The sequence below is a fragment of the Anaerosacchariphilus polymeriproducens genome, from assembly GCF_003363435.1.
Taxonomy (GTDB): Bacteria; Bacillota; Clostridia; order Lachnospirales; family Lachnospiraceae; genus Anaerosacchariphilus; species Anaerosacchariphilus polymeriproducens.
This window is the reverse complement of the sequence record NZ_QRCT01000016.1, coordinates 177,396-201,849: the sequence shown is the minus strand read 5'-3', so window position 1 is coordinate 201,849 and position 24,454 is coordinate 177,396. Positions and strand designations below refer to the sequence as shown.

24 protein-coding genes and 1 riboswitch are annotated in these 24,454 nt (G+C 34.2%); of the genes, 23 read left to right on the top strand and 1 reads right to left on the bottom strand.

Annotation, left to right across the window (positions count from 1 at the left end; translation table 11 throughout):
- Positions 1 to 3 precede the first annotated feature (3 nt).
- The 7 genes from DWV06_RS07125 (at position 4) to DWV06_RS07095 (ending at position 6,326) form a co-directional block, all read left to right on the top strand.
- Complete coding sequence (locus DWV06_RS07125; protein ID WP_115481489.1) at positions 4 to 891, top strand: carbohydrate ABC transporter permease; 888 nt, start codon at positions 4 to 6, stop codon at positions 889 to 891.
- A 1-nt stretch (position 892) separates the two neighbouring features.
- Positions 893 to 1,732, top strand: coding sequence for a carbohydrate ABC transporter permease (locus tag DWV06_RS07120; protein WP_115481488.1), 840 nt, complete (start codon positions 893 to 895; stop codon positions 1,730 to 1,732).
- A gap of 27 nt (positions 1,733 to 1,759) precedes the next feature.
- On the top strand, positions 1,760 to 3,274 hold the full coding sequence (gene arfA / locus DWV06_RS07115; RefSeq protein ID WP_115481517.1) for an arabinosylfuranosidase ArfA: 1,515 nt from the start codon (positions 1,760 to 1,762) through the stop codon (positions 3,272 to 3,274).
- Positions 3,275 to 3,499: 225 nt separating this feature from the next.
- On the top strand, positions 3,500 to 3,790 hold the full coding sequence (locus tag DWV06_RS07110; protein ID WP_115481487.1) for a GNAT family N-acetyltransferase: 291 nt from the start codon (positions 3,500 to 3,502) through the stop codon (positions 3,788 to 3,790).
- A 285-nt stretch (positions 3,791 to 4,075) separates the two neighbouring features.
- Complete coding sequence (locus DWV06_RS07105; RefSeq protein WP_115481486.1) at positions 4,076 to 4,375, top strand: hypothetical protein; 300 nt, start codon at positions 4,076 to 4,078, stop codon at positions 4,373 to 4,375.
- Positions 4,376 to 4,395: 20 nt separating this feature from the next.
- Positions 4,396 to 5,973 carry an ammonium transporter gene (locus DWV06_RS07100; protein WP_115481485.1) on the top strand — a complete coding sequence of 526 codons (1,578 nt, stop codon included), beginning with the start codon at positions 4,396 to 4,398 and terminating at the stop codon, positions 5,971 to 5,973.
- 14 nt (positions 5,974 to 5,987) lie between these two features.
- Entirely contained in the window at positions 5,988 to 6,326 is a 339-nt protein-coding gene (locus tag DWV06_RS07095) for a P-II family nitrogen regulator (RefSeq protein ID WP_115481484.1), read from the top strand.
- 89 nt (positions 6,327 to 6,415) lie between these two features.
- Here the strand turns inward: DWV06_RS07095 and DWV06_RS07090 are convergent, their stop codons facing one another.
- Positions 6,416 to 7,150 (bottom strand): GntR family transcriptional regulator, encoded by a 735-nt coding sequence (locus DWV06_RS07090; protein WP_115481483.1) that lies wholly within the window; start codon positions 7,148 to 7,150, stop codon positions 6,416 to 6,418.
- A gap of 250 nt (positions 7,151 to 7,400) precedes the next feature.
- On the opposite strand from DWV06_RS07090, the gene DWV06_RS07085 reads away from it, so the two are divergent.
- The 16 genes from DWV06_RS07085 (at position 7,401) to nadC (ending at position 24,375) form a co-directional block, all read left to right on the top strand.
- The gene (locus DWV06_RS07085; protein ID WP_115481482.1) at positions 7,401 to 8,978 is read left to right on the top strand and encodes an amidohydrolase; all 1,578 of its coding nucleotides are present in this window, start codon (positions 7,401 to 7,403) and stop codon (positions 8,976 to 8,978) included.
- On the top strand, positions 8,975 to 9,808 hold the full coding sequence (locus DWV06_RS07080; RefSeq protein WP_115481481.1) for a sugar phosphate isomerase/epimerase family protein: 834 nt from the start codon (positions 8,975 to 8,977) through the stop codon (positions 9,806 to 9,808). The genes DWV06_RS07085 and DWV06_RS07080 overlap by 4 nt, the downstream gene beginning before the upstream one ends.
- Before the next feature lie 16 nt (positions 9,809 to 9,824).
- A complete protein-coding gene (locus tag DWV06_RS07075) occupies positions 9,825 to 11,243 on the top strand; it encodes a YfcC family protein (RefSeq protein ID WP_115481480.1) in 1,419 nt (472 codons plus the stop codon).
- A gap of 28 nt (positions 11,244 to 11,271) precedes the next feature.
- Positions 11,272 to 12,240, top strand: a complete 969-nt coding sequence (locus DWV06_RS07070; protein WP_115481479.1) for an SIS domain-containing protein — start codon at positions 11,272 to 11,274, stop codon at positions 12,238 to 12,240.
- Between the two features lie 18 nt (positions 12,241 to 12,258).
- Entirely contained in the window at positions 12,259 to 13,116 is an 858-nt protein-coding gene (locus DWV06_RS07065; protein ID WP_115481478.1) for a PfkB family carbohydrate kinase, read from the top strand.
- Positions 13,097 to 13,912 carry a fructoselysine 6-kinase gene (gene frlD / locus DWV06_RS07060; protein WP_235828911.1) on the top strand — a complete coding sequence of 272 codons (816 nt, stop codon included), beginning with the start codon at positions 13,097 to 13,099 and terminating at the stop codon, positions 13,910 to 13,912. Before DWV06_RS07065 ends, frlD begins: the two co-directional genes overlap by 20 nt.
- Before the next feature lie 98 nt (positions 13,913 to 14,010).
- Entirely contained in the window at positions 14,011 to 14,865 is an 855-nt protein-coding gene (locus DWV06_RS07055; protein WP_115481477.1) for an amidohydrolase family protein, read from the top strand.
- Positions 14,866 to 15,294 (top strand): secondary thiamine-phosphate synthase enzyme YjbQ, encoded by a 429-nt coding sequence (locus tag DWV06_RS07050; protein WP_115481476.1) that lies wholly within the window; start codon positions 14,866 to 14,868, stop codon positions 15,292 to 15,294. It abuts the gene before it with no gap.
- An 82-nt stretch (positions 15,295 to 15,376) separates the two neighbouring features.
- The gene (locus DWV06_RS07045) at positions 15,377 to 16,198 is read left to right on the top strand and encodes a MerR family transcriptional regulator (RefSeq protein ID WP_115481475.1); all 822 of its coding nucleotides are present in this window, start codon (positions 15,377 to 15,379) and stop codon (positions 16,196 to 16,198) included.
- 60 nt (positions 16,199 to 16,258) lie between these two features.
- Complete coding sequence (gene tsaA / locus DWV06_RS07040; protein WP_115481474.1) at positions 16,259 to 16,735, top strand: tRNA (N6-threonylcarbamoyladenosine(37)-N6)-methyltransferase TrmO; 477 nt, start codon at positions 16,259 to 16,261, stop codon at positions 16,733 to 16,735.
- Between the two features lie 152 nt (positions 16,736 to 16,887).
- Complete coding sequence (locus tag DWV06_RS07035; RefSeq protein WP_115481473.1) at positions 16,888 to 18,429, top strand: FMN-binding protein; 1,542 nt, start codon at positions 16,888 to 16,890, stop codon at positions 18,427 to 18,429.
- Positions 18,430 to 18,477: 48 nt separating this feature from the next.
- A complete protein-coding gene (locus tag DWV06_RS07030; RefSeq protein ID WP_115481472.1) occupies positions 18,478 to 19,659 on the top strand; it encodes a cation:proton antiporter in 1,182 nt (393 codons plus the stop codon).
- Between the two features lie 40 nt (positions 19,660 to 19,699).
- Positions 19,700 to 19,773: riboswitch (Fluoride riboswitch) on the top strand.
- Between the two features lie 47 nt (positions 19,774 to 19,820).
- Positions 19,821 to 21,011, top strand: coding sequence for a cation:proton antiporter (locus DWV06_RS07025; protein WP_115481471.1), 1,191 nt, complete (start codon positions 19,821 to 19,823; stop codon positions 21,009 to 21,011).
- A 303-nt stretch (positions 21,012 to 21,314) separates the two neighbouring features.
- Positions 21,315 to 22,223: a quinolinate synthase NadA gene (nadA, locus tag DWV06_RS07020; protein ID WP_115481470.1), complete on the top strand. Its 909-nt coding sequence runs from the start codon at positions 21,315 to 21,317 to the stop codon at positions 22,221 to 22,223.
- A gap of 15 nt (positions 22,224 to 22,238) precedes the next feature.
- A complete protein-coding gene (locus DWV06_RS07015) occupies positions 22,239 to 23,546 on the top strand; it encodes an L-aspartate oxidase (RefSeq protein ID WP_115481469.1) in 1,308 nt (435 codons plus the stop codon).
- On the top strand, positions 23,521 to 24,375 hold the full coding sequence (nadC, locus tag DWV06_RS07010) for a carboxylating nicotinate-nucleotide diphosphorylase (protein ID WP_334294004.1): 855 nt from the start codon (positions 23,521 to 23,523) through the stop codon (positions 24,373 to 24,375). The genes DWV06_RS07015 and nadC overlap by 26 nt, the downstream gene beginning before the upstream one ends.
- Positions 24,376 to 24,454: the final 79 nt, after the last annotated feature.

The following is a 24,454-nucleotide window of genomic DNA, read 5'->3' as shown; positions in this document are numbered from 1 at the left end:
TGTATGCTGAAAAGATTCTTTTACTCAAAAAAAATTGCACCATACATTTTTGTATTGCCTTTTATCATAACAGTACTTTTATTTTGGGCAGCTCCAATAAGCAATGGAATTTTATTAAGTTTCCAAGATATTCTAAAAGACCAATGGGTTGGAACTCAAAATTACGAAAGGCTGTTAAGTGACAAAATATTTCTAAAGGCAATTTTTAATAGTGTGAAATATATGCTGGGTACTTTGATATTACTGATACCATTTCCATTACTTTTTGCCAGCTTATTAAATAGTAAACTGATGAAAAAGCCTGGACTATTTAAATCAGCTTATTTTATTCCGGCATTAACATCAGTTGTAGTTGCAGGAACTGTATTTCGATTAATGTTCGGGGAAGCCGCTGGTTCTTTAGCGAATCAGGTAATTGGATTTTTTGGTTTTTCTCCAATAAAATGGCTTAAAAATGCAGAAACAAGTTATTTTATATTACTGCTTGTTGCTTGTTGGAGATGGACTGGAGTTAATATTCTTTATTTTCTGGCAGGACTTCAAAGCATTCCTTCAGAACTATATGAAGCAGCAGCAATAGATGGTGCAAGTAAATGGCAGCAGTTTACGAAAATTTCAATACCATTAGTGAAACCAACGTCGGTTTATGTACTTACAATTAGTATATATGCAGGTCTGTCCATGTTTCTTGAGAGTTATATGTTGTTTAAAGGGAATAATTCACCGAATAACATTGGTTTGACGATTGTTGGTTATCTTTACAGGCAGGGGATTGAAAAGAGAGCTATGGGTTATGCGTGTGCAGTGGGCTGTATTCTTCTGCTTATTATAATGGCAGTTAATTTAATTCAATTAAAATTAACAGGTGCCTTTGGCAAGGAGGAGAAATAGTATGGGTTCAAGAAAAAAGAAAGATAAGGCTGCCTCCATTGCGATGATTATACTATTTTCAGTGTTAGCAATTCTTATTGTTCTTCCTGTTTTTACACTCTTTATAGCGAGTTTTAAGCCGGGAGGAGATTTATTACAGTATGGCTTGAATCTGGATTTAAAATTAGAAAGAATGAGTCTGGATAATTATGTTCTGCTGTTTACAGGAAATCATGATTATTGGAGGTGGTTTTTAAACAGTATTGTTTTAACAGTATTAACAGTTTTTTGCACTTTGTTTGTTAGTGCATTTGTTGGATATGGTTTTGCAGTTTATGATTTCAAAGGAAAAAATTTTCTATTTATTATTGTATTAATTATTCTTTCCATACCTCTTGAAGTTGTAATGCTGCCTCTATATAAACAAATATCCGGCTGGGGAGACAATTATGCTGCGATAATACTGCCATTTATGGCACATGCATCTACGATTTTCTTTTTTAGGCAGTATTTATTTGGAATACCCCAATCAATACTGGAAGCAGGGAGAATTGATGGAGCAACAGAGTTTGGGATTTTCTTCCGCTTGATTATCCCGGTCATGAAGCCGGCATTTGCGGCTATGGCAATTTTAAATGGTATGAATGCATGGAATAATTATTTATGGCCGTTATTGGTAATCCGTTCTTCTAGCAAGTATACATTAACTTTGGGATTAAATACGTTGATTAATCCTTACGGAGATAATTATAGTCTCCTGATTGTAGGATCATTTTTCTCGATTGTTCCGATATTTATATTATTCGTATGCTTCCAGAAGTATTTTGTTGAAGGTATGACAGCAGGGGCAGTAAAAGGCTAAAAAAATTGAAGGAGACATGATATGACGATGAAAAAAGCAAAAATGGTGATTGACAGAGAGTATAATATTTCAAAAGTAGATGAGAGAGTCTATGGTTCTTTTATTGAACATCTGGGGAGGGCTGTATACGATGGGATCTATTGTCCGAAACATAAGACTACGGATGAAATGGGATTTCGAACAGATGTTATTGAGTTAGTGAAGGAATTAAATGTACCGATCATCCGTTATCCAGGAGGTAATTTTGTTTCTAATTTTTTCTGGGAAGACAGTGTAGGACCAGTTGAAGAAAGACCAAAACGTTTAGATTTAGCATGGAAAAGTCTGGAAGAAAATAAAGTAGGTCTTAATGAATTTATTTCCTGGTCAAAAAAGGCAAATTCCGATGTGATGATGGCTGTCAATCTTGGGACTCGTGGGATAGCAGATGCTTGTAATATTTTGGAATATTGTAACCATCCAGGTGGAACAAAATATAGCGATCTACGAATAAAACATGGATTTAAGGATTCACATAATATTAAAACATGGTGTCTTGGGAATGAGATGGATGGACCTTGGCAGATTGGTCATAAAACAATGGATGAATATGGCCGTTTAGCAGAAGAAACAGCCAAAGCAATGAAAATTATTGATCCGACAATTGAATTAGTTTCATGTGGAAGTTCTGCGCTTGATATGCCTACATTTCCGAAATGGGAGGCTACAACACTAGAGTATACATACGATCATGTAGATTATGTATCATTACATCAATATTATGGAAATAGAGAGGAAGATACAGCAGATTATCTGGCAAAATCTGATGATATGGATGCTTTTATTCGTACAGTGATAGCAACCTGCGATTATGTAAAAGCAAAAAAACGAGGAAAGAAAAATATAAATTTGAGTTTTGATGAATGGAATGTCTGGTTCCATTCCAATGCATCAGATGAAGATATTATTCACAATCATCCATGGCAGGTGGCACCCCCAATGCTGGAAGATATCTATACATTTGAAGATGCATTATTAGTGGGCTTAATGCTTATTACATTATTGAAACATGCAGATCGGGTAAAAATGGCTTGTTTAGCACAGCTTGTTAATGTAATTGCTCCGATTATGACAGATGAAGACGGTGGTGGTGCATGGAAGCAAACGATATTTTATCCATTCATGTATACCTCCAAATATGGAAGGGGAGTAGCACTTCTTCCAGTAATGAATTCACCAAAACATGATACAGCAAATCATGAAAATGTTACCGACGTAGAATCTGTTGCTGTATTTAATGAAGAAAAAGAAGAAGTGACAATATTTGCAGTAAATCGAAATATAGAAGAAAATATAGAACTTGAAACAGATATTAGAAGTTTTGAAGGATATCAGGTTGTAGAGCATCTGGTTTTAGAATCGGATGATTTCAAGGTGGTAAATGGTTTTGGAGCTGAAAGAATTAAGCCAATCGAAACCACACGTTCCTCAATAGATGACGGTATACTAAGAAGTCTGCTTCATAAAGCTTCTTGGAATATGATTCGTTTTGCAAAACGGTAGAATCCATAATTTGGTTTAAAGTTGTGCCAGCCTCAAAAGTAATTGACTTTTGGGGCTGTTGTACTTTAAACTAAAATTAAATTCATATTTATTTCGTAATTGTGAAACCATATTTTAGTATTCATTTATTTTTGAAATATGAGCCTATTAGAGCAATATTAAAAAAGAATCTTAGTAATATTAAAAAAGAATTTTAGTAATATTTAAGAAGAAGGGAGAATTACGATGGAATGGAACGTTGAAGAAAATAGATTATATAGTCAAGAGGAAAATGGTGAATTAATAGCTGAAGCTACATTTGAGCGTAAAGAAAATGGAGATATCAATATAAATCATGTTTATGTAAATCCCAAAATGAGAGGTCAATCTCTGGCAGATAAAACGATGAAAGCAATGGTCGATTATCTAAGAGAAGAAGGTTGCAAAGCAACAGCTACCTGTACTTATGCGGATTCGTGGTTTGATAAGAACAAAGAATTATGCAAGGACATTCTTTCAAAGTATAAAGAAATGTAGTTATTTTCCTACTGCTTAATAATTTAAGGAATTAAACGACAAATAATCTGATAAAACGACAAAATTATAAAATTTAACTATTGCAATTATAAAAAAAATATGCTATAGTCATACTAAATTATTAAAACATTGAATTAGACGACGAAGTCAAATCCATTTTGGGTTTGACTTTTTTTAATAATTTGAATACTCTGCAGAGTTTTATAATAATTATATTAACAACCCCAACAAAGAAGTTGAAGCGGATTAGCTTTAACTTTTTTTTAATTTTTAGGAGGGATGAGTGTGAACAAGAAATCAAATGTATCCTTTATGGATAAACATAAGAATCTCTTTATTAAGGTTCTATACGCAATTGCTGTGCTTATAATGTTTTTAGGCTTATTTTTCAGTTTCTATAGCATTATTAACCATATAGCAATTCCAATTTTAAGTACATCGGTCCATGGAATGGTTTTAGGACTATTAGTATTTTATCTTGGACTAAGAAATTATTTGTCAGTAAGTAAGCTTCAGAAAAAGCTCAGTTTAAATACATCAAAATTCTTATGGCAGAATTTTAGAAAAAATATTAAAGAAAAATAGAAATATTCGGAGGTAGTTTTATGAAAAATTCAAAAAGTATTATTGGAATTATAGTTGGTATAGCCATTGTTGCCCTTATACTTGCACTTTCTGTTTCTTCTAAAAATGGTGCAGATCCAACAGGTGCTTCCTATACAGCAGTAACTGGGAATGAAACATTAGGTGAAGTAGCATCTGTGGCTAATAAAGCGTATTATGGTACGAATTATGTTTGGATCATGATCACAGGATTTATGGTATTCTTTTTTCAATGTGGTTTTGCTATGGTGGAGACCGGTTTCTGCAGGGGGAAAAACGCAGCTCATACAATGACTATGAATTTTATGGTTTTTTTGGTGGGCGCAATTGGTTACTTTTTGGTTGGTTTTGCAATTCAATTTGGAGGCAGTGGAGGTGCTGCCGGACTGGGAAGTGGTGGCAGTGCTCTGGATGCGTTGTTAACAATACCCGGATTTGGCGGCATTATGGGATATAAAGGTTTTTTACTATCTAGTGGTGGAATTTATGATGCAGGAATTTATGCATTATTCTTTTTCCAAATGGTATTTATGGATACAACAGTAACAATACCAACAGGTTCGATGGCAGAACGTGTTAAATATTCAGCATATATATTTATTGCATTATTCATTTCTATGTTTCTATATCCATTCTTTGGAAATTGGATGTGGGGCGGTGGATGGTTATCAACATTAGGTCAGAATTTTGGTCTGGGTCATGGTGCAGTTGATTTTGCCGGATCAGCAGTAGTCCATGCAATGGGAGGCATGATCGCTTTATCTGGTGCCATCGTGCTTGGACCAAGAATTGGTAAGTTTAAAAAAGATGGAACAAGCAGAGCTTTTCCAGGGCATGATATTCCTATGGCCATTATTGGGACGATTATTTTGTTTTTCTGCTGGTTCGCATTTAATGCTGGTTCGACTTTAAATGCAACTGATTTCCGAATTGCAATCGTAGCAACAAATACTATGATAGCCGGTGCTGTTGGTGGGTTAGTAGCTATGTTTTATATGTGGGTCGCATATGGAAAGCCGGATCCTTCTATGACAGCAAATGGTGCGCTTGCCGGGTTGGTCGCGATAACAGCCCCATGTGCTTTTGTTAACGTAGTATCTGCATTTTTTATTGGAATTGTAGGTGGTTTGTTCGTATGTCTTGCTGTACCATTTGTTGAAAATAAATTAAAAATCGATGATCCTGTCGGAGCTATTTCAGTTCACTGTGTAAATGGTGTATGGGGAATTATTGCTTTGGGATTGTTTGCAGATGGAACGTATGGTGACGGAGTTAATGGGATTTCAGGTGGAGTAAAAGGTTTATTCTATGGTGACGCATCTCAATTAGCTGCACAGTTCATTGTAGTACTGGTTCTGATTATCTGGGGATTTGGAGTATCATATGTATTTTTCAAGGTTCTTGATAAAGTCTGGGGATTACGTGTGGATCCGGAAGCAGAACTGGAAGGTTTAGATATACCTGAAATGGGAGTCTTAGCTTACCCGGATATTCAATTGGTTAAAAATGATTTGGATTTTGAATCAGAAGATGATTTACCCATAAAGCAGCTCGCCAGATTCCAAAAAAATAAAAATTAAGGAGGAGATTATTTATGAAAAAATTAGAGATTATCATAAAACCCGAACGTTTAGATGATTTGAAAAAGATTTTGGATGCTAATAATACAAATGGTCTTATGATTACAAATATTATGGGGTATGGAAATCAGAAAGGATATAAACATATTTATAGAGGAACAGAATATAATGTCAATCTACTATCTAAATTAAAAGTAGAATCTGTAGTTTCATCAGAGGATGCAGAAAAAATTATTGAAGAGGTTTTAAAAGAAATCAATACAGGGCATTATGGTGATGGTAAAATTTTTGTTTATGATGTGGAAGATGTCATCCGTATCCGTACCGGTGAACGTGGACCGGATGCATTATAAAGAAGAGGATTTGAAATTTTTTAAAGGAAGTAAAGACTGCTTATTTCAAAAAGAAATGAAAATAAGCGGTCTTTTTTATTGGTATCATTTTATTCATGTGTATAGTCTTCCAGATAGAAGCGGTATCTTTCGCTTATTATATACTGTTTTCCAATGTGGATAAGGTTTTTATCGGCATCATAAATTTGACAATGAAGATAAAACAAAGGCTCTCCATTTGAGACCTGAAGGCTTCTTGCAATTTCACCACTTGCCCTGACGACATCGATAAAAGAGTTTGTAGAAATTTTTACTTTAATCTTATATTTTTCTTCCAAAAGACGATAAAGAGATCCATCTAATGATTCATTTAGTAAAAAAGAAAACCTTTCATAAGGAAAAATGTTATTTTCACACATAATGGGAACTCCATCAGCAAGGCGCAGACGTTGAGTAAAGACAGCCCGGCTGCCGCTGGCTGATCCCATTTCTTTTGCCTGTTCATCTGATAATAGAATTACTTCCTTTTTGGTAATAATGCTGGAAGGTACCATGCCATTTGCTTCACAAGCTTCACTAAAACTCATTAAATGTTCAATTTTTCGTTGTATTTTATGTTCCTGTACAAAAGTGCCTTTTCCTTGTTTTTTAGAAAGATAGCCCTCTCGAGCCAATTCTTCAATAGCACGTCTGACCGTTATTCGACTCACTTTATATTGTGAACTTAATTCAGGTTCTGTAGGTATTTTTTCTCCATACCTTAATTGACCTGTTCGAATCGAGTTTTTAATATCTTCCTTTAATTGTTGATATAAAGGAATAGAATTATCTGGGTTCAATTTCATTACTTATTCTCCATTAACCTTAAATTAAAAATGTACTTTCTTTGGTAACTATACTATATAAAAAAAAAAATAACAAGTCCTAAAATGTTGTTTGTTAAAAAAGAAAATTATTGAAAATTGTATAAAATGCACAAAATAATCGTATATAAATTATAAAAAACATAGAATCGTCATAAAACATCATGCTCGTATTGTATATAACGTTATAATATGATATAGTCATTTTAAGAAACAGAAAGGAGCGTAAGAAATGAAATATGAGAAGGCAGATATTGTTCTTATCTCTAATAACATCTTTACTGGTAGAGATGACAGCCCTATCAAAGGTTACATTGTAATTCAAGGTAACAAAATCAAAAAAGTAGGTACAGGGAATCAATATCAAGAATATGTTCAGGAAGACACACAAGTAATTAATGTAGGCGATCGACTCATCACTGCCGGATTTGCAGATGTTCATACCTTTTTTACAGGGTATGCCATTTATCACATTGGTGTAGATTTTAGCGGAATTGAAACGATTTCTCAATTTATCGAGCATTTAGAAAAAAATGTAAAAGCCAAAGAAAATCATGCAACTATTTTCGGCCATGGTTGGAATCATCAAAAAGCAAAATTAGATGGATTAGAAAAATTACTGAATCAGGAATACCCTGATCGTGGAATCATTGTTTTTGCAGCGGATAGAAGTACTTGCATTATGAATAAAAAAGCAAGAGAACAATATCTATTTACTCCAGATGAATGTTATCCGGAAGCATATTATAGAATCATGAAAGAATATTTAAATGACGCGTCATTTATAGAAAAAGAATGGAAAGATTACATGTTTCTATTAAATAGCAAGGGTGTTACCAGTGTCAAAGAGATGGGATTCGATGATTTTTATGGATTCGATGATTTCTTAAAACAGAAGGAAGAGAAGGAAGAATTGAATCTAAGAGTGCACTTTATGTCTCAGCCGGTAGGAGAAGGAATGAATATCCAGCATGGTAAGAAAATGCGAGAGAAATTTAGAGGAGACTTTGTCCGTTTTTCTGGCTATAACAGGATGACAGACGGTACAATTTCTAGTATGCAGGGAGATTTACTGGAACCTTATGAAAACACAAATATAAATTGCAGTATAGAAATTGATTATGATTTGCTTACAAAAGAAGTATTAGAAGCGGATAAGAATGATTTCAGATTTTCTTTACACGCACAAGGAGATGGGGCAGTACGAAAAGCTTTAGATATCTATGATAAATGTAAGAAAATAGATGGAAAACTGGTAAACAGACATGCAATTACAGATATGGAATTTTCCAACCCAATCGATCTAAAAAGAATGGGACAACTAGGTGCAATAGGAGAAATTTATTTTCAAATAATGTCTTTAGATCCTGCTGAAATAGTAAAAAGTAATATTGATAGAACCATAGGAAGGGTAAGGAGTCAATATTATTGGAATAGGCGGGGAATGATTGACAGTGGAGTGGTTTTAAGTGGAGCGACTGATTTACCATTAATGATTCCAGATATTCCTGAAGCAGTTTATCATAGCTGTGGCGGATATTTTCCGGAAGGAGGAGAGGCGTTTAATAAGAATAATACGATTGAACTTTCTGAGTTGTTAAAAGCATTTACGATTGGCGGACAAATCAACTTAGGAATGGAAGACAAGCTTGGCACACTTGAAGAAGGAAAATTAGCAGATATTGCAGTACTGGAAAAGAACCTTTTTGAGGTAGCGATGGAAGAAATAAGAGATGTAAATGTTGTTTTAACAATTGTAGATGGAAAAGTTGTATATGACAACCTGAAAAATGGGGGAAATGAATTATGAAATTGTTAAACATAGACCAGATTGCAGCTATGAATATCCATTATCTATATTACTCATTTGAATATTTTCTTAATACACAGGAACGGCTTGGAGTAAAAACAATTGAATTGTGGACAGGCTCCCCTCATTTTTTTCTGGATTCCATGACTTATTCTGATTGTAAAAGAATCAGACATTTAATAGAAGAAAGAGGAATGCAGGTCAAAATTATTACGCCAGAAAATTGTATTTATCAGTATCAGTTCGCATCACAGGAAGCCGATATTTATGAAAAGAGTTTTCAATATTTTTCAAATGCGTTGAAAGCAGGAGCAGAATTGGGTTGTGAAACAATGGCAGTCAATTCTGGCTGGGGCTATTGGCATGAAGATAGGAAAGAAGCCTTAAAACGTTCTGCAAATATGCTTGCCAGATTATCTGATGTGGCACAACAAGAAGGCTTAAACCTTGCAATGGAATCCTTGAGGCCACAAGAATCACAATTAGTTACAACATTAACAGATGCTAAAAAAATGTATGATGAGATTAATCACAAGAATTTTAAAATAATGATTGATACGACAGCAATGGGGGTTGCAGGAGAAACAATCGATCAATGGTTTGATGTATTTGGAGATGAGATTGTTCACATGCATTTTATAGATGGAAATCCTTATGGTCATCTAATCTGGGGGGATGGGAATCATAATTTAGAGGCATGGTTGAAGACATTGGCTGAAAAGGGTTATAAAGGTTACTTGGGTCAGGAAATAACAGATTTTGAATATTATAATGATCCTGCGTCACATGATGTTAGAAATATGATGGCGTATCAAAAATTTTTCGATTGATTGAGAGGTAATGATTATGGAGCAAAAAGCAAAAAAGTTTAGTTTACCACACGTTTATACATTAGCATTTATATTAATTATATTGTTTGCAGTAATGACATGGATAATACCAAGTGGTCAATTTGAAAGAGAGACCATTGAAACTCCAGCAGGAGAAAGAGATGTTGCAATTGCAGGCAGTTATTCTACGGTAGAAAAAATTGATGATGAGGGTGTTGACCTTCGTCAGGGAATTATGGAAGTATTGATGGCGCCGACCAAAGGAGTTCAAGCAGCAGCAGATGTTGTGGCATTTATTCTTTTACTGGGTGGTACCTTTCAAATATTAGCAAAAACGAACGCGATGAATGCGGGTATTAAGAAATTGATAGTTAGACTGAAAGGAAAAGAAACGCTGATTATCCCGTTACTAATGCTCTTATTAGGATTGGGAGGTTCTACTTATGGTATGTCAGAAGAGGTACTGCCTTTCTATATTATGCTGATGCCGATTATGTTTACCATGGGATACGATTCTATGACAACTTTCCTCGTATGCTTTTTGGCACCGCAGATGGGATATGCAGCTTCTACAACGAACCCATTTAATGTATTGATTGCGCAAGGAGTTGCAGGCATTCAGGGAAATCCGCAATTAGGTTTCCGATTTATACAATGGATCGTAATGATGGGTCTTACAATTGGTTTCGTATGTTGGTATGCAGCCAGAGTGAAAAAGAATCCGAAGAAGTCAATTACATATCTGGATGATTTGAAGAAGCGGGAAACGTTCAAAGAAGAAGAAGGAGCCAATGATGAATTTTCTATCAGACAAAAACTGGTTCTAGGCGTTTTTGCTTTAGGAATGGGAATTATTGTGTATGGACTTTTGAAGTACGGCTGGTATATGGATGAAATCTCCATGGTATTCCTTGGCATGGGTATTGTAATGGGTATTGTTGGTGGATTAAGAGAAAAAGAAATTGCTGAAGAATTTGTTCTTGGAGTTAAAGATATTGCATTTGCAGCAGTTATTGTTGGTGTTTGTAGAGGTATTTTAGTAATTGCAGAGAACGGAATGATTATTGATACCATATTAAATAATTTATCCAATGCATTAGGCAACGTAGGAAGCTTTGCATTTACATCAATTATGTATGTAGTTCAATCCCTGATTACTATTCTTGTACCATCTTCATCAGGTTTGGCATCTTTGACAATTCCAGTTATGTCACCACTTTGTGATTTACAGGGATTAAATCCGGAAGCTAGTGTTACTGTTTTACAATATGCTAACCAATTGACAAATATGATCAGCCCAACAGCTGGGATGACAGTAGCCGGACTTGCTGTATGTAAAATCAGTTTTGGACAATGGTGGAAAACGATTTGGAAATTCTTCCTTGTTGTAACTGTAGTTGCATTAGTATTCTGTGCAATTTCAGCTCAGCTATAAAAAAATAACATTCAGAGGAGAGAAAGAAATGAACGCAAAAAAAACTATTTTAGAAATATTAGAGAAACATGATGAAATAAAAGATGTATATTTTTTAGCTTGTGGAGGTTCGTTAGTTGATCTGTATCCGGGATTTTACTTTATTCAGGCTGAATCGGCTACGATGCATGCAGCTTGGCTTCCGGCTAGAGAATTTACGATTGCACCACCGAAACATTTAGGGAAGCATAGTTTGATTATTGCCTGCTCTCATGGTGGGAATACGAAAGAGACCGTGGATGCGGTAAGATTTGCTCATGAAAAAGGGGCAGCAGTAATTACGCTTACCCATAATAAAGATTCTGCTTGTAATGACAGTACAATGAATCCAATTATTTATGATTGGGCAGAGGAAGTAGATGAAAAGGAAAAACCACAGGGCATCGTTCTTGATTTATTGAATGAATTAATGAAGGCACAAGAACCTGATTATAAACTCTATGATACGATTGCGGAAGGTCTCTTAAAAATAGACAGAATAGTAAAAGCCGCTGTTAAAAAGGTTCAAAACCGCACATGGGTGTTTGCAGAGAAGTATTATAAAGAACCGTTCCTATATATTATGGGATCAGGAGCTTCATTTTCACAGGCTTATGGATTTTCTATCTGCTCTTTACAGGAAATGCAATGGATGGATTGCTGCTATTTACATTCAGGCGAATATTTCCATGGACCATTCGAGGTAACAGACGAAGATCATTTATACATATTATTAATGAGTAAAGGCTCCAACCGCATTATGGACGAAAGAGCATTAACATTTTTACAAAAATATGCAAATAAATATGAAGTTATCGATGCCGAAGAACTTGGAATTGGGGAAATTGATGACTCATGTGTAGATTATTTCAATCCTATTTTGTTTTATGCAATGAGTGTCGAATACAGAAAAGGATTACAGGACAAACGCCGTCATCCATTAGATATGCGTCGTTATATGGGTGTTGTTGAGTATTAATTAAGGAGACAGAAAATTATGGAAAAATATGATGTGGCAGTATTGGGATTTGGTGATAATGTAGTTGATAAATATGAGCATATAAAGACCATGTATCCGGGCGGAAATTGTGTTAATTTTGCTGTATATGCGAAACGGTTTGGAACAAAACGAAGTGCTTATATGGGATACTTTGGCAATGATGCAGAAGCAGAACATGTTATTGACACTTTGAGAAAAGAGGAGATCGAGACTGTAAAATGTAAACAATTAGAAGGTGAGAATGGATGTGCAAGGGCTACGCTTGTAGATGGCGACAGAGTATTTCTGGGATCAAATGAAGGTGGAATCCGAGGTGAGACACCATTTATTTTAGATCAGTTCGATATTGAATATATGAAGCAGTTTGATATTGTTCATTCAGGTAACTATTGTTTTACAGAAAAAGAATTAAAAAAAATAAAAAAAGCAGGAATTTATATTTCATTTGATTTTTCAGATGATTCTGAAGAGGAATATTATAAACAAGTCTCAAAAGATGTTGATTTTGCCTTCTGTTCTTTTGAAGGAACGGATGAAGAAGTGAAAGAACATTTAAAGAAAATAATATCATATGGGCCTAAATTAGCGACGGCTTCAAGAGGAGCAAAAGGATGTATTTTATATGATGGCAGAGAATTTTTTGAACAACCGGCTGTACCTCTTTCTCAGGTAGTCGATACAATGGGAGCAGGCGATTCTTTAATAACAGCTTTCTTGGTTGGCTATATAGCTCGATTAAAGAATAATGCAGATAGTAAGATTGCTATCCGTGAAAGTCTGAAAGAAGCGGCAGAATTTGCTGCATCCATATGTGGCATTGAGGGGGCTTTCGGTTATGGTAAACTCTATGAATAATGGACCTTCTGCAATTGGAGTTGGCTTTTCCTGTGCTGATGTTTACGCGAAGCTTGCAAAATTTTATCCAACAGGGAATGGTGTGGACTGGGGCGTACATTTAAGTCGTATGGGCATACCTGTCAGCATTCTCAGTGTTGTTGGAACCGATAAGTACGGAAAACTAATGAAAGAAGCACTTATGGAAGAAGGAATTGATATCTCCCATCTTCATGAAAAAGAGGGTGAGACCTGTAAGATGATGATGGACATCAAAAATGGAGTCGACAGAGTACATTTGGAAGAAATTCCGGGAGTTATGGAAGAGTTTGATTTGACAGAAGAAGATAAAGAATATATCAAACACTTTCAGTATATGCATACAGATCTGTTTGGTAAAATATTAGAGTATCTTCCAGAATTCAGGAAAGCCGGTGTAAAGGTAGTGATGGATTTCTCCATTTATAGTGATGATCCGGAGTATTGCAAGGAAGCGTATTTTACGAATGTAGATTATGTATTTTTGTCCTATAAACAGGAAGATGATTATATTATTAATCACATGAAAAAGATAAAAGCACTTGGTCCACAGATCGTAACAGTGACATTAGGAGACAAAGGCAGTATCAGCTACGATGGCAATACATTTTATCGAGAAGGTATTGTTAAGGCAGAAGTAGTGAATACCGTCGGAGCCGGTGATTCTTATATTGCAGGATTTACTTATGGCATCATCAATGGCTATTCTATTCCGGAATGTATGAAACTGGGGGCCCAAATAAGTGCTCAGGTGGTTTCAAAATTTGAACCGTATTAATGGAGTATACGAAGATGTGGTAGATTTTTTACCACATCTTTGTATTATACCAAGGTCATTGAATGAATTTTATTTATGTAAAAGAAGAGAGGTAAACTATGATTATTGATATGCATGTACATCCAATTTATTATAAAGCAATATGTAAAGATGAGAAGGAAGAAGCATTTCGTTCAGAAGCTTTTGGGGTTTTTAAACAATCCCCTTATGATTATGATGAAATATTTGTAGAAATGAAGTATGCAAAAGTTGATATGGCGGCATTATTACCCCTTGATGTTACGACTACAGAGGGTGGCGTTATTGTCAGCAACGAACAAGTAGCCAAAATCGCTGCGGATTATCCTGAACGTTTTATAGGATTTGCCAGTGTGGATCCAAGACGGAGTGATGCTCTCGAAATTTTGGATTATGCTTTCTCCACATTAAAATTAGAAGGATTAAAGTTAAATCCCGCAAAACAACATTTTTATCCCAATGATAAAATGATGGATCCAATTTATAAAAAATGTTTGGAATATAATAAACCAATTATTTTTCATGCGGGTCTTAGCTGGGAACCTAATTCAATAACTGAATATGCACATCCATTAAAATTTGAAGAGGTTGCTGTGAAATTTCCTCAATTACGCATTTGCCTTGCCCATTTTGCCTGGCCGTTTGTAAGAGAAATGGTAATGTTAATGATTAAATATAGTAATGTTTATACGGATACATCAGTTCTCTATTTAGATTCACCTGAAGAATCAATGAAAAGATTGTTTACAGTAGATATGGGATCTCTTTGGGTTGACAGGGCATTGCACAAGCAAATTATGTTTGGGTCCAATGGACCTAGATTCAGGCAGTTCAAACTATTAAGAGCGTTGGAACAGATTCCTATGAGAGAAACTTCTAGAGATAATATCTATTATAGAAACGCATTAAGATTTATTGGAAGGGAGGAATTCTAAATGGTGGAATTACATACGATTAATTGGATGAGCGAAAGGCCGGAACAATTTCATATGATTACGAAAGAAGTACATCAAATCGTGGAAAAGAGCAGCATTAAAAATGGGATGGTCTTAATTGTAACGGCTCATACTACAACAGGTATTATGGTGAATGAAGGACTTCCTTGTGTCGAAACTGATATCGCAGATACTCTGGATAGAATTGCACCTGTAGATGCTGAGTATGTACATGCTCATTTTTTACCATCTTATGGTGCCACGGGAAATAATTCTACCGGGCATATAAAAAGTTTGATTTGCGGGAATCACTGTGCTTTTCCAGTAATTAATGGAAAAATAGTATGTGGTGGAGCGCAGGATATATATATAATAGAATTTGATGGTCCACAGACAAGGAAAATATATGTTGAGATTATAGGAGAATAATATTACATTTATATTTACAAGTGGCAGCACTTTACGTTAGTATAGTAATTAGAAAAAATATGCTAATGATAAGGAGGCTGCCATGTTTAAAATTGGAGAATTTTCTAAGCTGACTCAAGTCTCTATACGCATGTTAAGATATTATGATGAGACCGGGCTTTTAAAACCAGCAAAAATTGATCCATTTACCGGTTATCGTTTTTATTCTGTCGAACAGATACCTATTTTGCACAAGATAATATTTTTAAGAGACACTGGCTTTAACGTTGCAGAAATTTTAGATGCATTACATAATTGGGATGACAACTTTATTACGCAACAACTGATAAATAAAAAGCAGAGTATACAGGAGCTAATGAAACAGGAGCAAGAAAAGATCAATAAAATAGATATTGCCATTCATGACATTTGTCAACAAAAGATAGGGATACATTGTAATGTTGTTTTGAAAAATATTCCGAGTTATAAAGTGCTTTCCCTTAGGCGGACGATTCCAAACTATTTTTGTGAAGGATTGCTTTGGCAGGAATTGAGTGCTTATGTTACAAAAGAAGAACTATCGATACCTAGAGATACTATTGAGTTTGCAATTTACCATGATAGTGATTACAAAGAAACAGAAGTTGATGTTGAAGTTTGCATCGTGGTGAAAAAAATAGGAAAGAATAAGTCTTCTTATCGTTATCGAGAGACAGAACAGATAGATACCATGGCTTGTGCAATGGTTTACGGACCATTTGAAAATATTGCATCAGCATATTTAAGTTTTGCGCATTGGTTGATGCAGCATAAACAGTATCGAATGATTGGTCAAAACAGACAGATATGTCATAGAGGACCTTGGAATGAAGTTGATCCAGATAATTATCTTACCGAAATTCAAATTCCTGTAGAAAGTTGTTGACTCTCACACAATGGCAGGTATTACAGTATATCTGTAAAACAAAAAAACGGAGGTTATTGTATGAAAGAATTTAAAGTGAGATCAATTGGAACAATTAGAATCAATAAGGAAGGCATGTTTGTTGAGCTGGATGAAAATTATTTACCGGCACTTAAAGAATTGGAAGGTTTTAGTCATTTGAATGTCATATGGTGGTTTCATGAATTTGATAGTCCGGATGCCAGGAGTATTCTTGAAACAGACTCCCCTTACTGTAAAGGACCGAAAAATATGGGAATATTTGCGACTCGTTCTCCAATCAGACCGAATCCAGTTGCTTTATCAGTAGGACAAATTCTTAAAATCGATTATGAAAAAGGCAGGATTCAGCTGGCATATATTGATGCCAACGATGGTACACCAGTAATTGATTTGAAACCATATACACCAAGTCTGGATAGAGTGGAAGCTCCAAAGGTACCCCAGTGGTGTCAACATTGGCCGAGTAGTATAGAAAAATCAGGAGAATTTGACTGGGAAAACGAGTTTAATTTTTAATTCATTACAAATTTCTATTATGGTTAATCAATATCACTGTCTGTGAAAAAAATACAGCAAAAGTATTTATTTTTACAATCTCCATTAATTCTACACATTTTCTTGATAATATTAGTCAGATAAACTATTATATTTGAAAGGAAAATTATAAAATGTGTAAAAATGTAAAAAATATAAAAATTAATTCCACTTGTAAAATTATACTTCAAATTATATTTTTTTTAACATTACCAGGACTGTACATAAATGCTTTTGCTGGAATTAAAGAAATCTATATTGGCATTTTGAATCAGACATTTCATCTTAGAAATTCACTTCCAATTCTTATTGAAGCCATCTCAATTTTTCCAATTACAATTTTAATGGGAAGATTTTTCTGTGGATGGATGTGTGCTTTTGGCTCTTATGGTGATTTTATTTACTTTATATCTCAAAAAGTATTTCATATTAAATTTAAAATTTCAGAAAAAGCAGATGCCAAACTAAAATATTTTAAATATGCAGTTTTAGTTTTCACTATAATAGCAATATGGACTTTTGATATTAAAGTTTTTGATTCCATCAATCCCAATAATGTATTTGGAACTTTGGCAGATTTTCATGGAATTCTTAATATACAATATGTTTTTAAAGAATTGTTAGTTGGATTTGTAATATTTTTTCTAATAACAGTTGGTTCTCTCTTTGTAGAACGATTTTATTGCAGATATTTTTGTCCGCTTGGAGCTGTTTTTGTTTTAATTTCATCCTTTAGATTTTTCAAGATCAAAAAAACAAGAGATAATTGTGGTTCTTGTACTCTTTGTACAAAATCCTGTAAAATGGGAATTCCGATGTACAAACATGATAAAATATCATCAGGTGAGTGCATTCAATGCAATAAATGTATTTCAGCCTGCCCAAGAAGTAATACGAAATTATCAGTTAGAGATCATAAGTCTCCTTTATGGTTATTCGGTATATTAGTACCAATCACTATAACAATACTGTATGTTGGTGGATTAATAGTTACTAATAAGAGTACAGCTGATTATTCCTCTTCGATGGAAGCGAAAGATACAATTTCTGAGGATGTTACTTCAAAAACACAAGCAAAAATATATAAGAACGGTACTTACGAAGGTTCTGGCAGCGGATTTAGAGGAGGTATCACAAAAGTTAATGTAACCATTTCAGATGACCGGATTACTGATATTGAAGTAGTATCTTATCAAGATGATAAACCTTATTTTGAAAGAGCCTATAGCTCTATTGTAAGCAGTATTTTAGAGTCACAGTCTACTGATACTGACTCTGTTTCAGGAGCCACTTTTAGTTCAGAGGGCATTAAAGATGCAATTGATGATGCATTAAGTAAAGCACAGTCAGGAACCGCCACTACATCAGAAAATACAGATAAAACAAATGGACAAGAATCAACGAAAGAATCTCAAGCTTATGCAGACGGTACTTATGAAGGTAACGGCAGTGCCTCGACCAAATTGAATGTTACTATAAAAAATGGACAAATTACAGTCATAGAACATATTTCACATAATTATGATGAGCCATATTTTAGTAAAGCCTTCAATGAAATAGTAAGTTGTATCATAAAGACACAGACAGATAGAGTAGACTCCGTTTCAGGTGCTACTTCCAGTTCAAAGGGAATTAATGAAGCTATCTCCGATGCTTTAAGTAAAGCGCAAAACTAATAAGTTTAATAGGGTTATCCACTTTTGATTTTGAAGAAAGGAGCATATATGTTAACAAGTCTAGCTCTAATATTTTTAGTAGGATTAACTTTGGGTTCCATTTTTCAGAAGTTAAAGCTTCCAAGTTTAGTAGGGATGATTATTACTGGGATTATTTTAAGTCCCAATGCCTTAAATCTATTGGATGCTTCTCTTATTGAAATCGCACCATCTTTAAGAAAGCTTTCCTTAGTCATTATCTTAACAAGGGCAGGGTTGTCTTTAGAGGTAGAAGATTTAAAAAAGGTAGGAAGACCTGCGATATTGATGTGTTTTGTTCCTGCCTGTTTTGAGATAATAGGAATTATACTGGTAGCTCCTAAACTGTTAGGAATCAGTGTGTTGGATGCAGCGATTCTGGGCTCCGTCATAGCAGCTGTTTCTCTTGCTGTAATTGTCCCTAGAATGCTTAAAATCATGGAAGAAGGATATGGAAAGAAACACAGTATTCCTCAATTAGTTTTGGCAGGAACTGCTTTGGATAATGTTTTTGTTATTGTAGTTTTTTCGGCATTTATTTCTTTAGCAAAGGGTGAAGATATATCACCAATGAGCTTTGTTCAAATTCCTATATCTATAGTGACAGGAATTCTTTTGGGGATTATAGCAGGTGTTATTTTAGCTACATTTTTCAAACGATTTCATATGCGGGATTCTGTAAAAGTCATAATAATACTTAGTCTTTCATTTTTGTTCCTAGAATGTGAAAATCAATTAAAAGGAATCCTGCCTATGTCTGGACTTTTAGCAATTATGAGTATGGGAGTATTCCTGAATCGATCTTACAAAATACTTTCGAAACGTTTATCTGCTAAGTATAATAGGTTGTGGGTGGCAGCTGAAGTTCTGTTGTTTGTCTTAGTAGGTGTAACGGTAGATTTACGATATGTTAGAGAAACTGGTATTTGGGCGGTATTAACTATAGTTGTTGCTTTGCTAATACGAATGGCCGGAGTTTTTGTTTCATTATTAAAAAGTAGATTGTCAAAGAAAGAAAAGTTGTTTTGTATGATGGCATATACACCGAAAGCAACTATGCAGGCAGCGATAGCAGGTATTCCTTTATCATTAGAACTTTCATGCGGGAAAATAGTACTAACAGTAGCAGTAATAGCAATATTAATTACAGCTCCGTTTGGTGCAATTTGTGTGGATAAAAATTATAAAAAATTATTAGAAAAGAATGGCTAAAAATACATTGTTCTTGATTCTGCTAAATAATTGTGTTAAGATTTAGTGAGGGAATGAAGGTCTCCCATGGTATTATACCAAAACCGCAATTTTGCTGATGACTTCTATGATTAAAATCATAGGAGCATCAGCTTTTTTTGTTTTAAAAGAAAGGAGTGTATATGTTAACAAGTTTAGCACTAATATTTTTATTAGGATTAATTTTGGGGTCTATTTTTCAGAAGTTAAAACTGCCAAGTTTATTAGGGATGATTATAACGGGGATTATTTTAAGTCCAAATGCCTTAAATCTATTGGATGTGTCTCTTATTGAAATTGCACCATCTCTAAGGCAGCTTGCATTGGTCATTATTTTAACAAGGGCAGGGTTATCTTTAGATATAGAGGATTTAAAAAAAGTAGGAAGACCTGCGATACTGATGTGTTTTGTACCAGCATGTTTTGAGATATTAGGAGTTATTCTGATAGCCCCTAAACTGCTAGGAATTAGTGTATTGGAAGCAGCGATTCTAGGCTCTGTCATAGCAGCGGTATCTCCTGCGGTAATCGTTCCTAAAATGCTTAAAATTATGGAGGAAGGATATGGAAAGAAACACAGTATTCCTCAATTGGTTTTGGCAGGAGCCTCCGTAGATGATGTTTTTGTTATCGTAATTTTTACGGCATTTATTTCTTTAGCAAAGGGTGAAGACATATCAGCAATGAACTTTGTTCAAATTCCTATTTCTATTGTAATTGGAATTCTTTTGGGAATTATTACAGGCGCAATTTTATCTTTATTTTTCAAACGATTTCATATGCGGGATTCTGTAAAAGTTATAATAATACTTAGTATTTCTTTTTTGTTCCTAGAATGTGAAAATCAATTAAAAGGATTTCTACCTATGTCTGGACTTTTGGCAATTATGAGTATGGGAGTTTTTCTGAATCAATCTTATAACATTCTTGCGAAACGTTTATCTGCTAAGTATAATAGATTGTGGGTTGCAGCTGAAGTTTTACTGTTTGTCTTAGTAGGTGTTACAGTAGATTTACGATATGTTAAAGAAGCTGGTATTTGGGCGGTATTAACTATAGTTCTTGCTCTGGTAATACGAATGGCCGGAGTTTTTGTTTCATTATTAAAAAGTGGATTGCCAAAGAATGAAAAGTTATTTTGTATGTTGGCATACACACCGAAAGCAACTGTGCAAGCAGCGATAGCAGGTATCCCTTTATCGTTGAATCTTTCTTGCGGTAAAATAGTATTAACAGTAGCAGTAATAGCAATATTAATTACAGCCCCATTTGGTGCAATTTGTGTGGATAAAAGTTATAAAAAATTGTTAGAAAACAATAGGCTGAAAGATTAATAAAAATTTAAATATTAAATAAAGAAAAGAATATGATATCAATCTGGGAAAAGTCTGTAAATAGAATAAGGTATATTTAAATTGGTTAAAATACACATATCTAAAGCGAATTCGTAGGTTAGTTCTATTATTTTTTGTAATGACATTTTAGAACAATGATTATTGGGGTAGAGCATAATTGTGTTCTGCCCTTTTAAAATGACAGAAAATTACAATAGGTGACAAGACAGACGATTGACAAAATAAATGATTTGTGACATACTAAAAGCTGTTATCTGTTATTTCGATAAAGGAGAATAAATTATGACATCAATCATAGAAAAGATAGAAAAACTTAAAAAAGAAAGAGACGCAGTGATTGTAGCTCATTACTATGTAAATGATGAAGTACAGGAGATTGCAGATTATATAGGAGATTCCTACTATTTAAGTAAAATTGTTACAACAATTCCTCAAAAAACCATTGTTTTTGCAGGGGTTTCTTTTATGGGCGAAAGTGCTAAAATTCTGAATCCGGAAAAGACAATTCTTTTGCCAGATGAAACAGCAGACTGTCCTATGGCACATATGGTAGATACTGATAGAATAGATGAACTTCGCAAAGAGTATGAAGATTTAGCAGTTGTATGTTATATTAACTCTACTGCAAAAATTAAAGAATACGCAGATGTATGTGTAACCAGTTCTAATGCATTAAAAGTAGTGAAAGCACTTCCTAATAAGCATATTTTATTTATTCCGGATGAACATCTGGGTCGTTATATTGCATCATTAGTTCCTGAAAAGGAATTTATTTTTAACGAAGGATTTTGCCATGTTCACACTAGTATTTCTAGAGAAAACTTAGAAAAAGCAATAGAAATGAGGCCGGATGCTGAAGTTTTGGTACATCCTGAGTGTAAATTAGAAATTTTAGAATTAGCTGATTATATTGGAAGTACATCCGGTATTATAGATTATGCAACAGAAAGTGATCGTAAAGAGTTTATTATTTGTACAGAAATGGGTGTATTCTTTGAATTAAATCAGAAGAATCCGGATAAAAAGTTTTATTCTGTAGGACATAGACAGTTTTGTCCAAACATGAAAAAAATTTCCTTAGAAAAGATTGCACAATGTTTGGAAACAATGAGTCCAACGGTTGAATTGAACGAAGAACAAAGGACAGCATCATATAAGCCTTTGATACGTATGTTGGAACTGGCTAAATAAAGGAGAATATTACAAATGAATAATAGTTATGATGTGATAATTGTCGGTACCGGTGCAGCGGGCCTTTATGCTGCATTGACTTTACCAAATGATTATAACATATTAATGATAACAAAAGATAGTTTGATAAATAGTGATTCTTATTTAGCCCAGGGTGGTATATCTACATTACTTAACGAAAATGACTATGATAGTTATTTTGAGGATACCTTGAAAGCCGGTCATTACAAGAATGATAAAGAGTCTGTAAGAGTAATGATACAAAAATCAAATCAGATCATTGAAAATTTAATTAAATATGGAGTAAAATTTGATCTAAAAAATGGTGAATATGATTATACAAGAGAAGGCGGACATAGTGCAAATCGAATTTTACACAAAAATGATTCTACCGGTGAGGAAATTGTTACAAAGCTGATAGTAAATGCTAAAAAGCGTGACAATATAAACATACTTGAATATGCAACGATGACAGATATTATTCAAGAAGACAATGTATGTTATGGTATATATTTAAAGTATAAAGAGGAATCGATTCAACCAATTTTTGCAAACTATGTAATTTTAGCAACGGGTGGATTAGGAGGTCTTTTTAAAAATTCAACGAATTTCTCTCATATTTCCGGAGATAGTTTTGCTATAGCAATAAAAAATAATATAGAATTAGAAAATATTAATTATATTCAAATACATCCGACTGCGCTTTATTCTAAAAAACATGGAAGACGATTACTGATTTCGGAATCTGTACGAGGTGAAGGTGCTGTTTTGTTGAACGAAAAGAAAGAACGTTTCGTAAATGAATTATTACCCAGGGATGTAGTTGTGGAGGCAATATTTGCAGAAATGAAGAAATATCATGTGGATCATGTTTATCTTAGGCTAGAAAATATGACAAGCGAACAAGCAAAGAAACGATTTCCCAAAATATATGAGTATTGCTTAGAAGAGGGGTATGTACTAGGAAAAGATGATATCCCGGTTACTCCAGCACAACATTATTTAATGGGTGGAATTAAAACGAATCAAAAAGGGGAAACAAGTATGAAACATCTTTATGCAGTCGGCGAAACGGCTTGTAATGGTGTTCACGGAAAAAATAGACTGGCAAGTAATTCGTTGCTAGAAAGCTTGGTTTTCTCCCAAGAAGCGGCGAATGCAATCGTACATTCAGATAAAACCAGAATAGAAAATGACACTGTTATAAAACATCAATTACCCATCACTGATATAGAGACAACAGATTATAATAAAATAGTGTTAGACGAGATTAAGCGAAAGGATATAGATTTTTATGATAAATGGTGTAACGATGAAGACTAATATTGATACCTATCTTTTAAGTGCATTGAAAGAAGATATCACCAGTGAGGATGTAACAACAAATGCTGTCATGAGAGAATCAAAAAATGGGCAGGCGCAATTGATTGCCAAAGAAGATGGAGTCATTTGTGGTCTTTTGGTATTTCAGAGGGTTTTCGAGCTTTTGGATGAAAATACGGTGTTTGAAACACAGTTTAGAGATGGAGATTTTGTTTCAAATAAAACAGTGATTGGTACTATAAAAGGAGACATTCGTGTTTTGCTATCCGGTGAGAGAACAGCGCTTAATTATTTGCAGAGAATGAGTGGAATAGCCACTTATACCAAAACATATGCAGATATATTAAACGGTTATAAAACGAGATTATTGGATACCAGAAAAACGACACCAAATATGAGACCATTTGAAAAGTATGCAGTGACAGTAGGTGGAGGCTGTAATCATCGTTATAATCTTTCAGATGGTGTTTTACTTAAAGATAATCATATAGGAGCTGCAGGAAGTGTTGCTAAGGCTATTAGTATGGCTAGAGAATACGCACCTTTTGTACGGAAAATAGAAGTAGAAGTAGAAAATCTTGAGATGGTGAAAGAAGCTGTTGAAGCAGGTGCGGATATTATTATGTTGGATAATATGGATAATGAAACTATGAAAGAAGCAGTTAAGATCATCGGAAATAAAGCACAGACAGAATGTTCCGGTAATGTAACCAGTGATCGGTTAAAAGAAATTGCAGAAATTGGTGTAGACTTTGTATCAAGTGGAGCTTTAACGCATTCAGCTCCAATTCTGGATTTTTCATTAAAAAATTTAAAACCTGTCAGTTAATATTTCAGTTAATACAGTATAATAGAAAAGTGAGCATCGCTCCTGACTTTTTATAGTCATATAGCGATACTCACTTTTT

Bases quoted from the DNA above. Each gene is read 5' to 3' on its own strand.
- DWV06_RS07125 (WP_115481489.1), top strand. From the start codon at position 4: ATGCTGAAAAGATTCTTTTACTCAAAAAAAATTGCACCATACATTTTT.
- DWV06_RS07120 (WP_115481488.1), top strand. From the start codon at position 893: ATGGGTTCAAGAAAAAAGAAAGATAAGGCTGCCTCCATTGCGATGATT.
- arfA (WP_115481517.1), top strand. From the start codon at position 1,760: ATGAAAAAAGCAAAAATGGTGATTGACAGAGAGTATAATATTTCAAAA.
- DWV06_RS07110 (WP_115481487.1), top strand. From the start codon at position 3,500: ATGGAATGGAACGTTGAAGAAAATAGATTATATAGTCAAGAGGAAAAT.
- DWV06_RS07100 (WP_115481485.1), top strand. From the start codon at position 4,396: ATGAAAAATTCAAAAAGTATTATTGGAATTATAGTTGGTATAGCCATT.
- DWV06_RS07095 (WP_115481484.1), top strand. From the start codon at position 5,988: ATGAAAAAATTAGAGATTATCATAAAACCCGAACGTTTAGATGATTTG.
- DWV06_RS07090 (WP_115481483.1), bottom strand. From the start codon at position 7,150: ATGAAATTGAACCCAGATAATTCTATTCCTTTATATCAACAATTAAAG.
- DWV06_RS07085 (WP_115481482.1), top strand. From the start codon at position 7,401: ATGAAATATGAGAAGGCAGATATTGTTCTTATCTCTAATAACATCTTT.
- DWV06_RS07080 (WP_115481481.1), top strand. From the start codon at position 8,975: ATGAAATTGTTAAACATAGACCAGATTGCAGCTATGAATATCCATTAT.
- DWV06_RS07075 (WP_115481480.1), top strand. From the start codon at position 9,825: ATGGAGCAAAAAGCAAAAAAGTTTAGTTTACCACACGTTTATACATTA.
- DWV06_RS07070 (WP_115481479.1), top strand. From the start codon at position 11,272: ATGAACGCAAAAAAAACTATTTTAGAAATATTAGAGAAACATGATGAA.
- DWV06_RS07065 (WP_115481478.1), top strand. From the start codon at position 12,259: ATGGAAAAATATGATGTGGCAGTATTGGGATTTGGTGATAATGTAGTT.
- frlD (WP_235828911.1), top strand. From the start codon at position 13,097: ATGGTAAACTCTATGAATAATGGACCTTCTGCAATTGGAGTTGGCTTT.
- DWV06_RS07055 (WP_115481477.1), top strand. From the start codon at position 14,011: ATGATTATTGATATGCATGTACATCCAATTTATTATAAAGCAATATGT.
- DWV06_RS07050 (WP_115481476.1), top strand. From the start codon at position 14,866: ATGGTGGAATTACATACGATTAATTGGATGAGCGAAAGGCCGGAACAA.
- DWV06_RS07045 (WP_115481475.1), top strand. From the start codon at position 15,377: ATGTTTAAAATTGGAGAATTTTCTAAGCTGACTCAAGTCTCTATACGC.
- tsaA (WP_115481474.1), top strand. From the start codon at position 16,259: ATGAAAGAATTTAAAGTGAGATCAATTGGAACAATTAGAATCAATAAG.
- DWV06_RS07035 (WP_115481473.1), top strand. From the start codon at position 16,888: ATGTGTAAAAATGTAAAAAATATAAAAATTAATTCCACTTGTAAAATT.
- DWV06_RS07030 (WP_115481472.1), top strand. From the start codon at position 18,478: ATGTTAACAAGTCTAGCTCTAATATTTTTAGTAGGATTAACTTTGGGT.
- DWV06_RS07025 (WP_115481471.1), top strand. From the start codon at position 19,821: ATGTTAACAAGTTTAGCACTAATATTTTTATTAGGATTAATTTTGGGG.
- nadA (WP_115481470.1), top strand. From the start codon at position 21,315: ATGACATCAATCATAGAAAAGATAGAAAAACTTAAAAAAGAAAGAGAC.
- DWV06_RS07015 (WP_115481469.1), top strand. From the start codon at position 22,239: ATGAATAATAGTTATGATGTGATAATTGTCGGTACCGGTGCAGCGGGC.